Below are 6,001 nucleotides of genomic sequence, written 5' to 3'. Positions count from 1 at the left end.
AATCCCATCGGCACGTTCTGGTCGGTCGTGATGCTGCTCGAACACCTCGGCGAGCACGAGGCCGCCGCGCACGTGATGCAGGCCATCGAAGCCGTCACGGCCAACCCCGCGCTGCACACGGGCGACCTGGGCGGCAACGCCACCACGAAGCAGGTGACCGACGCCGTCTGCGCCCTGCTCGAAAAGACGACCGCACCCGCCTAAGCGGCACCGCATCCTGTCTTCGCCCTGACGGGCGCGCGCTAGCGCAGCGCCACCGTCAGCGGCGACGGCTCCCCCCTCACCGCGATTCGACGGCGCACGCGCCGTCGTGGTGACGCTCGCCCTCAAGAAACGAAGGAGACCGTGTGTCCTGCCTCCCCGCCCTCCCCATGCACGCTTTCGAGGCCTGAACCGCACATGCAAAGCCGTTCCCCCACCTCGCCGCGCGGGGCCGCCCCAGTCGACATCCCCCGGCTACTCGAAGACATGTTCACCGCCGCCGTGGCCGTCGCCCAGCCCGAATTGCGCGTGCGTGCCTTCCTGCCCGAGCCGCCGCGCGGCAAGACGCTCGTGATCGGCGCCGGCAAGGCGTCCGCCGCCATGGCTCGCGCGCTCGAAGCGCACTGGCATGGACCGCTCGAAGGCCTCGTCGTCACGCGCTACGGCTATGGCGTGCCGTGCGAGCGCATCGAGGTCGTCGAAGCCGCGCATCCGGTGCCCGACGAAGCCGGTTTGCGCGCGGCGCAGCGCATGCTCGAATGCGTCTCGGGACTGAGCGAAGACGATCTCGTGATCTGCCTGATTTCGGGCGGCGGCTCCGCACTGCTGCCCCTGCCGGCGCCCGGCCTCACGCTCGAAGCGAAGCAGGCCATCAACCGCGCGCTGCTCGCGAGCGGCGCGACCATCGCCGAAATGAACTGCGTGCGCCGCCATCTTTCCGCGATCAAGGGCGGCCGTCTCGCGGCCGCGTGCCATCCCGCGCGCGTCGTCAACCTGATCATCTCCGACGTCCCCGCAGACAGCGCCGCCGACGTCGCCTCCGGACCGACCGTGCCCGACGCGACGACCTGCGCCGACGCACTCGCCATTCTCGAGCGCTACGCGATCGACGTGCCGAATCCATTGCGCGCACAACTAAAGTCCGCTGAACTGGAAACACTCAAACCCGGCGACGCCAGGCTGTCGCGCGTTGAATCTCATTTCATCGCCACGCCGCAAATGGCGCTCGAAGCCGCCGCGCAATGCGCCGCGAAGCAAGGCGTCGACGTGCATATTCTCGGCGATTCGATTGAAGGCGAGGCCCGCGAAGTCGGCACGGTCATGGCGGGCATCGCCAGGCAAATCGCACAGCGCGGCCAGCCATTCAGGACACCTTGCATTCTGCTCTCCGGCGGCGAGACCACGGTGACCGTGCGCGGCACGGGTCGCGGCGGGCGCAATGTCGAGTTCCTGCTTTCGCTCGGGCTTGCCCTGAACGGTCTGCCTCAAATCCACGCGCTTGCCGGCGACACCGACGGCGTTGACGGTCAGGAAGACATCGCGGGCGCGCGCCTCGCGCCCGACACGCTTGCCCGTGCGCGCGCCGCCGGAATCGACCCGGCCGCCAGCCTCGACAACAACGACGGCCACGGCTTCTTCCAGGCGCTCGGCGACTCGCTCGTCACCGGCCCGACCCACACCAACGTCAACGACTTTCGTGCGATCTATATCGGCGGCGAAACCGCCACGGCTTAAGGAACCCTCGTCATGCGCCGCACCCGTAATGCCAAAATCGTCGCCACGCTGGGACCTGCCAGCACGCGACGCGAAACGATCGAAGCGCTCTTTCATGCGGGCGCCGATGTATTTCGCCTGAATTTCAGTCACGGCACCCAGGAGGACCATCGAGCGCGACTCGAAGTCATCCGCGCGATCGAGCGAGAAGTCGGCCGCCCCATCGGCGTGCTGCTCGATCTGCAAGGGCCGAAGCTGCGCGTCGGCACCTTCGCAAACGGACCCGTGCGTCTCGAAGCGGGCGCTGCGTTCCGGCTCGACCTCGCACGCGAGCAGCCGGGCAGCATCGAGCGCGTCGCGCTCCCCCATCCGGAAATCTTCGCGGCAATCCAGCCCGGCACGACGCTGCTGCTCGACGATGGCCGCATTCAGTTGCGCGTCGAGCGTTGCGACGCGGAGTCGGCCGATACGGTTGTCGTGATCGGCGGCACGCTCTCCGAGCGCAAGGGCGTCAACGTGCCCGACGTGGTGCTGCCGCTTTCTGCGTTGACGGAAAAGGATCGACGCGATCTCGCGTTCGGTCTCGAACTGGGCGTCGACTGGGTCGCGCTGTCGTTCGTGCAACGCGTGGCAGACCTGCGCGAAGTCCGCGAGATCGTGCAGGGTCGCGCGGCCCTGCTCGCCAAGCTGGAAAAGCCCGCCGCCATCGGCAGCCTCGAAGCGATTGTCGAGGAGGCCGACGCGATCATGGTCGCGCGCGGCGACCTGGGCGTCGAGGTGCCCGCCGAACAGGTTCCGGCCATCCAGAAGCGCATCCTGCGGACCTGCCGCAAGCTCGGCAAGCCTGTGATCGTCGCGACGCAGATGCTCGAATCGATGGTCAGCGCGCCGGTGCCCACGCGCGCGGAGGCCTCCGACGTCGCCACGGCGATCTACGACGGCGCCGACGCCGTGATGCTCTCCGCCGAATCCGCGAGCGGCCAGTATCCCGTCGAAGCCGTGCGCACGATGGATCGCATCATCGCGCGCACCGAAAGCGACCCGTACTACCGCGAGGTCATCGCCGCCTCGCATGCGGCGCCGCGCGCCGTGGTGCCCGATGCAATCGGATTCGCAGTGCGCCACGTCACACAGTTGCTCGACGCGGTGGCAACGGTTGCCTACACGAGTTCGGGCTACTCCGCGCTGCGTATGGCGCGCGAGCGGCCCTGCGTGCCGATTGTCGGCATGACGCCGCATCTCGCGGTCGCGCGCCGGCTCACGCTCGCCTGGGGCGTGCACCCGGTCGTGAGCGAGGAAGCCGGAGATGTCGCGGCGGTCAGCGAACTGGCGTGCGAGACCGTGCGTAGCGCGGGCATCGGCGTGAGCGGGCAAACCGTCGTCATCTCCGCCGGCATGCCGTTCGGCACCGCCGGCACGACCAACCTCATGCGCATCGCACAAATCCAGTGAGCGTCGACATGGCACGTATCCAACACATCGAAGGATTCGAACTGCTCGATTCGCGCGGCAACCCCACCGTCGCCGCGCGTGTGAGTCTGCATGACGGCTCGCAGGGCTTCGCCATCGTTCCGTCCGGCGCGTCGACGGGTGAGCGCGAAGCCGTCGAGCTGCGCGACAAGGACCCGCAGCGCTACGGCGGCAAAGGCGTGCGTCAGGCCGTGGCGCATGTGAATGGCGCGTTGCGCAACGCGCTGCTCGATCAGGACGCCACGGCGCAGGAACGCATCGACCGCATCATGATCGACCTGGACGGGTCGCCGGGGAAACAGCGGCTCGGCGCGAATGCGCTGCTCGCTGTCTCGCTGGCGAGCGCAAGAGCGGCGGCGCAAGCCGCGGGCGCCCCACTCTACCGCTTCCTCTCGATGAACACCTCGCCCACGTTGCCGTTGCCGATGATGAACATCCTCAACGGCGGCGCCCACGCGGACAACAGCGTCGATATTCAGGAGTTCATGATATTGCCGGTTGGCGCGCCGAGCTTCACGGAGGCGATCCGCTGGGGCGTGGAGGTTTTCCACGCGTTGCGCAGCACGCTGCGCAAGCAGGGGCTAAGCACCGGCGTGGGCGACGAAGGCGGCTTCGCGCCCGACCTGCCTTCCAGCGCCGCCGCGCTCGACACGATCATGGACGCGATTGCGCTGGCCGGCTTCAGGGCCGGCCGTGACATAGCGCTCGCCCTCGACGTCGCCAGCTCCGAGTTTTATGCCGAAGACCGCTATACGCTCGCCTCGGAACAACGCAGCTTCGACGCCGATGGCTTCGCGGCGTATCTCGAAGCGCTCGTCAACCACTATCCGATTGTCTCCATCGAAGACGGCATGGCGGAGAACGACTGGAACGGTTGGCGCTTGCTGACCCAACGGCTTGGCCAGCGCGTGCAACTCGTAGGCGACGACCTGTTTGTCACCGACGCATGCACGCTTCAGGAGGGCATTGGCCAGCAAATCGCCAACGCCATTCTCATCAAGCCCAACCAGATCGGCACGCTCACAGAAACGCTCGATGCGATTGCAACCGCGACGGCAGCCGGCTATGCGTCAGTCGTCTCGCATCGCTCCGGCGACAGCGAAGACACCACCATTGCGGATCTCAGCGTGTGTACGGCCGCTTCACAGATCAAGACGGGCTCGCTGTGCCGCTCCGACCGTGTGGCGAAGTACAACCGCCTGCTCATGATCGAGGCGGAACTCGGCGACGCCGCAGCATGGAAGCCCGGCGACGTGTTCAGCCGTTTCAGCGCGCATCAATAACCACGGTTTTCTCGCCATTCCACCACCGCACCGCCACAACGCGTTCAAACAACCGGTGCGACTTCCTTTCAAGGAGGAGACAATGCACTCAGATCAGGATCTCGAATCCCGGGTATCCCGCAAGCTCATGTGGCGCATCATTCCGTTCGTGATGCTGCTCTACTTCGTCAGCTTTCTCGACCGCGTCAATGTCGGCTTCGCGGCGATGACGATGAACAAGGACATCGGACTTTCGCCGGCTGCGTTCGGACTAGGCGGTGGTTTGTTCTTCGTCGGCTACTTCCTGTTCGAGGTGCCGTCCAATCTCATCCTGCATCGCGTGGGCGCGCGGATATGGATTGCGCGAGTCATGATCACGTGGGGCATCGTGTCGGCCGCCTCGGCCTTCGTATCCGGCCCGACCAGCTTTTATGTCCTGCGTTTCCTGCTCGGCGTGGCGGAAGCCGGCTTCTTCCCCGGCATCATTCTCTATCTGAGCCTCTGGTTTCCGACGAAGCAACGCGCCGTAGCGGCAGCCTGGTTCATGGCAGCGGCGCCGCTGTCCACCGCGCTCGGCTCGCCGGTCTCGGGCGCCATCATGCAACTGCCGCCGATGTTCGGTCTTGCTGACTGGCAGCTTCTTTACATCATCGAGGCCGTTCCGGCCGTGGTGCTCGGCTTCGTGGTCCTCAAGCGTCTGATCGACTCGCCAAGGCAAGCGACCTGGCTGCACGCGGAAGAACGTGACTGGCTCATCGCCAGGTTAAAGGAGGAAGCGGATCTCCGTGAAAGTCACGCGGGCCACACGACTGGCGCGCTCAAGGCGCTGCTCGATCCTCGTGTGCTCGCGCTTGCGCTGATCTATTTCGGCACGTCTGCCGGGCTCTACACGCTCGGTCTCTGGGCCCCGCTGATGATCGGCCAGTTCGGCTTCAACTCACTGCAAACGGGGCTCATCAACGCCATTCCCAGCCTCATCGCCATCGTCGTCATGGTTCTTTGGGCGCGACACTCCGACCGCACGGGTGAACGCACCTGGCACGTGGTCATCCCTTGCGTGCTTGCATGCCTGGCATTCGTTCTTGCAGGCCAAGCCAATACGGCGCTGATGATCGTGCTCGCACTGACTGTCGTGAACGTTGGCATCAGTGCCGCAAAGGCTCCGCTTTGGGCCATGCCGAGCCTATTTCTTTCGGGTGCGGGCGCCGCGGCGGGCATCGCGTCGATCAACTCCATCGGCAATCTCGGCGGCTTTGTGGGCCCGGCCGTGATTGGGTGGCTGAAAGGCATGACGGGCAGCTACACGCTTGGGCTCTATGTCGTCGCGGCGACGCTCGCGGTTTCCGCCGTCATGACGCTGCTGCTGAGCCGAAAGGCAAGTCAGCAACCTCTTATCAGCCAGGTTAGGCACGATCATTGAGGTGAACGCTGGACTGTCGGAGCGTGGACGCCACGACAGTCCGGTTCCAGATCGACGGGAGCGGTGGCGGCATCCCGAAATCGGGCACGTTGGTGCCGGGCGTTATGAAAACACCGCCCTGATCACGAGCCACCACCCCACACACGAAAAGTGT

At 65.9% G+C, this 6,001-nt stretch carries 5 protein-coding genes; all 5 read left to right on the top strand.

What is annotated here, in order from left to right:
- A partial coding sequence (locus tag C7401_RS13220) for an isocitrate/isopropylmalate family dehydrogenase (RefSeq protein ID WP_258397031.1) occupies nt 1-204 on the top strand: 204 nt, incomplete at its 5' end.
- A gap of 195 nt (nt 205-399) precedes the next feature.
- Nucleotides 400-1,716: a glycerate kinase type-2 family protein gene (locus tag C7401_RS13215; protein ID WP_112171820.1), complete on the top strand. Its 1,317-nt coding sequence runs from the start codon at nt 400-402 to the stop codon at nt 1,714-1,716.
- Between the two features lie 12 nt (nt 1,717-1,728).
- Nucleotides 1,729-3,147 carry a pyruvate kinase gene (pyk, locus tag C7401_RS13210; RefSeq protein ID WP_112171819.1) on the top strand — a complete coding sequence of 473 codons (1,419 nt, stop codon included), beginning with the start codon at nt 1,729-1,731 and terminating at the stop codon, nt 3,145-3,147.
- A gap of 8 nt (nt 3,148-3,155) precedes the next feature.
- Nucleotides 3,156-4,448 (top strand): phosphopyruvate hydratase, encoded by a 1,293-nt coding sequence (gene eno, locus C7401_RS13205; protein WP_112171852.1) that lies wholly within the window; start codon nt 3,156-3,158, stop codon nt 4,446-4,448.
- Nucleotides 4,449-4,530: 82 nt separating this feature from the next.
- Nucleotides 4,531-5,847: an MFS transporter gene (locus C7401_RS13200; protein WP_112171818.1), complete on the top strand. Its 1,317-nt coding sequence runs from the start codon at nt 4,531-4,533 to the stop codon at nt 5,845-5,847.
- The last annotated feature ends 154 nt before the right edge of the window (nt 5,848-6,001 follow it).

The sequence above is a fragment of the Paraburkholderia unamae genome (assembly GCF_003268775.1).
Classification (GTDB): domain Bacteria; phylum Pseudomonadota; class Gammaproteobacteria; order Burkholderiales; family Burkholderiaceae; genus Paraburkholderia; species Paraburkholderia unamae.
This window is presented reverse-complemented; position numbering and strand designations above follow the sequence as displayed.

What these genes read in the sequence shown, in the direction of transcription:
- C7401_RS13215 (WP_112171820.1), top strand. Translation starts at nt 400, where the DNA reads ATGCAAAGCCGTTCCCCCACCTCGCCGCGCGGGGCCGCCCCAGTCGAC.
- eno (WP_112171852.1), top strand. Translation starts at nt 3,156, where the DNA reads ATGGCACGTATCCAACACATCGAAGGATTCGAACTGCTCGATTCGCGC.
- pyk (WP_112171819.1), top strand. Translation starts at nt 1,729, where the DNA reads ATGCGCCGCACCCGTAATGCCAAAATCGTCGCCACGCTGGGACCTGCC.
- C7401_RS13200 (WP_112171818.1), top strand. Translation starts at nt 4,531, where the DNA reads ATGCACTCAGATCAGGATCTCGAATCCCGGGTATCCCGCAAGCTCATG.